Origin of the sequence: Streptomyces sp. NWU339, from assembly GCF_003143855.1 — a bacterium.
Lineage (GTDB): Bacteria > Actinomycetota > Actinomycetes > Streptomycetales > Streptomycetaceae > Streptomyces.
Window position 1 is genome coordinate 1 of record NZ_QFRK01000164.1, and the last position, 2,915, is coordinate 2,915.

The 2,915-nt window shown below is 71.7% G+C and carries 2 protein-coding genes and 1 pseudogene; 1 reads left to right on the forward strand and 2 read right to left on the reverse strand.

What is annotated here, in order from left to right:
• A partial coding sequence (locus DIZ27_RS44930; protein ID WP_181384047.1) for a PQQ-binding-like beta-propeller repeat protein occupies window positions 1-503 on the forward strand: 503 nt, incomplete at its 5' end.
• Between the two features lie 926 nt (window positions 504-1,429).
• Here DIZ27_RS44930 and DIZ27_RS44935 read toward each other — a convergent pair.
• Window positions 1,430-2,038 carry a YceI family protein gene (locus DIZ27_RS44935; protein ID WP_109383983.1) on the reverse strand — a complete coding sequence of 203 codons (609 nt, stop codon included), beginning with the start codon at window positions 2,036-2,038 and terminating at the stop codon, window positions 1,430-1,432.
• A gap of 533 nt (window positions 2,039-2,571) precedes the next feature.
• A pseudogene (locus DIZ27_RS44945) lies at window positions 2,572-2,915 on the reverse strand (pirin family protein); the annotation flags it as partial.

Genomic DNA, 2,915 nt, shown 5'->3' on the forward strand with positions numbered 1-2,915 from the left:
CGATCGAGAAGCCGAACGGCCCGGACTACGACTTCGGGTCGGGCCCGAACCTCGACACGACCACGGTGGACGCCAAGCGCACCGGTCTGCTCGGGGTGGGCCAGAAGAGCGGCGACTACTGGGCGCTCGACCCGGCCACGGGCAAGGTCGTCTGGCAGACGCAGGCCGGCCCCGGCGGCCTCGGCGGCGGCATCCAGYGGGGCTCYGCGACCGACGGCAAGCGCGTCTACGTCGCGGTCACCAACTACGACAACGTCCCCACCACCATCACCTCGGCGACGGGTGAGAAGTCGACCACCACGGGAGGCTTCTGGGCCGCCCTCGACGCCAAGACCGGCAAGGTGAAGTGGGACTTCGCCAGCGGTGGTTCGGTCGTCGGCGGTGCCGCGGTGGTCAACGGCTCGGTCTACTGGGGCTCCGGCTACACCTCCGCGATGTGGCCGGACAAGGGCACGAACAACAAGCTGTACGCCTTCTCCGTCGGCAAGGGCAGCAAGAACTAGCCTCCTCGCTTCACCTGCTGAAGCCGTGAAACCGCACGGCCTCGGCGTGCCCCAGCGCGATGTCCGCGCCCGGGGCACGCCGAGGCCGTGCAGCGAGTCACGTTCACTGCTCGACCACAGCCGAGCGTCAGCGCGTGCACGTAACGGTCGACCGCCGCTGGTGCCGAGGAGTACGGACACGCCTACCGGGACAGCCTGGAGCACCACACGACCGTTCACATGGCTGGGGCCGGGACACCGAAGCCGCCACTGCTCGGGCTGCCGTACGCCGGTGGGCAAGTGACGTGGCCTGAGCCGTTCCTGCATCACATGTGGGCGGGCGTCACAGGGCAGTGAGGGTGGTATGCGGTGTCATGACCGCTTAAGGGACAGCAGTGGTCATGACACCGCATACCACCCCCACGCCCCGCGCGGAGGTTCCGCAGCCACCGCTGCCACGGCCCGGGCGAACACCTCATTCAATGCGTCGTCTCACGCGCCGTCCTTCTTCGGCGCCCGAAATCCTGGGAGGCAGAGCATGAACCACGGCCGACAGCACCGCGGTGGTACTTCCCGCTTCGTGGGCACTGCCGTGCATGGAGACCACCTCCGGGACGAGTACCGTGACCGCCGGGCAGACCACGTCGTGCGTTGATGACCACACGGACCGCGTCGATGCCGGGCCCACGCCGGGGTCCCACTACCGGGGCCCAGTACCACCCCGGCCCCCGAACGCACACAGAGCCATGATTACTTGCGTGCACCACTCCGGTGACCCGACCCGTGCCTTCCGCGCTGCGATCCCAGGTCCGCGGCGTCCCGGGAGGCGGAGGGACAGGCGTGGCCGGGGCACGATGCCACCGTGATCAGAGTGGCTCGTGCTCGTGTCGCCTGCCCGGGGGCCTCGAGGCGGCCGGGCGGCCGCCTCCCACGCGCGGGGGCGGTGGTCAGGCGGCGCGGATCGCGGAGACGTCGAACTCCAGCTTCACCTTCTCGCCGACCAGCACGCCGCCGGTCTCCAGCACGCTGTTCCAGGTCAGGCCCCAGTCGGTGCGGTCGACCGTGGTGGAGCCCTCGAAACCGGCGCGCTCGTTGCCGAAGGGATCGGTCGCCGTGCCGGTGTGGGTCAGGTCCCAGGCGACCGGGCGGGTGACGCCCTTGATGCTCAGGTCGCCGGTCAGGCGGTAGGTGTCCGCGGAGAGCTGCTGCACCAAGGTGCTGCGGAAGGACAGCTCGGGGTGGGCCTCGACGTGGAAGAAGTCGGCGCTGCGCAGGTGCTGGTCGCGCTGCTTCTGGCGGGTGTTGAGGCTGGCGGCCTTGAGGGTCACGTCGGCGGTGGAGCGGCCGGGGTGCTGGCCGTCCAGGTACAGGCGGCCGTCGAAGTCTTCGAAGGTGCCGCGGACCTTGGTGATCATGGCGTGCCGGGCGACGAAGGCGATGCTGCTGTGCGCGGGGTCGAGGGTCCAGACGCCGGTCAACCGGGAGGTGTCCGGGGCGGAGGCCGAGTCGGTGGCCGGGGCGGGAGTGGCGGCGCGGTGGCGGTTGAGCAGGCCCATGGGGGTCGTCCTTCGGGGAGGGGGGTGTCCTCCACTCTCTAACATGTTGAGGTTTGAATCAATTTTGGGGGATTCCTGCGTTCGCGGCGGTCTGGCAGCCCGGGCACAGCAGTCCTGAGAAGCGGCTGGGGCGCCGGGTCTGTCCGCCGACCGGCCGGGAGGGCGCACCGCCGCTCCTGGGCGCCCCGCCGGTACGACGCCCACCACCGGGGCATCGCGGCCCGGGACGACGGCCAGGCCGTGACCTTCGTCGCCACCGCCCCGGAGCAGCTGCGGGCGGGGCGCGGACGCGGTGGTGTGGCGGCGCCTGGGGCGCGACGGTGCGCAGACGCCGACCCCCGCGGGACGCCCGGAGGGCCGGAAAGACGCCCGCCGGTTCTCGAGCTGGGCGGTCCGGCGCGGAGCCCGTATGCGCTGTCCGCTTCCGCCGGCCGGTCTTCGGCCCCGGGACGGGGAGCCGTTGCACCGGCCGCATTGCGGAAGTTTTCGTCAGGTCGCACCGCACCGGCCGGCTGCACGGATCGGTGCGCGGGTCACGCCGTGGTGACGGCGGCGTGCATTTCCCACATCAGGACCTCGGCGCCGTCGGGGCCGGCGGTGACGCGCTGGCCCTCCGCGCCGGTGATGCGGACCGCGTCGCCGGTGGCCAGCGGGCCCGCGCCCTCCAGTTCGGCGCTGCCGCGGGCGAGGAAGAGATGGGTGAAGGGGGCGGTGACGAGCGGGAGGGTCTCGTCGGGGCGGATGCGGGCGACGTGCAGGGCGGCGTGCTTCTGCCGGATGCCGATCGCGCGCTGGTGGGCGTGCCGGGGCATGCCGGAGGCGAGGGTGGTCCAGCCGCCGCGGGCGAGTTCGTCGTTGATGTCGAGCTGCTCGTAGC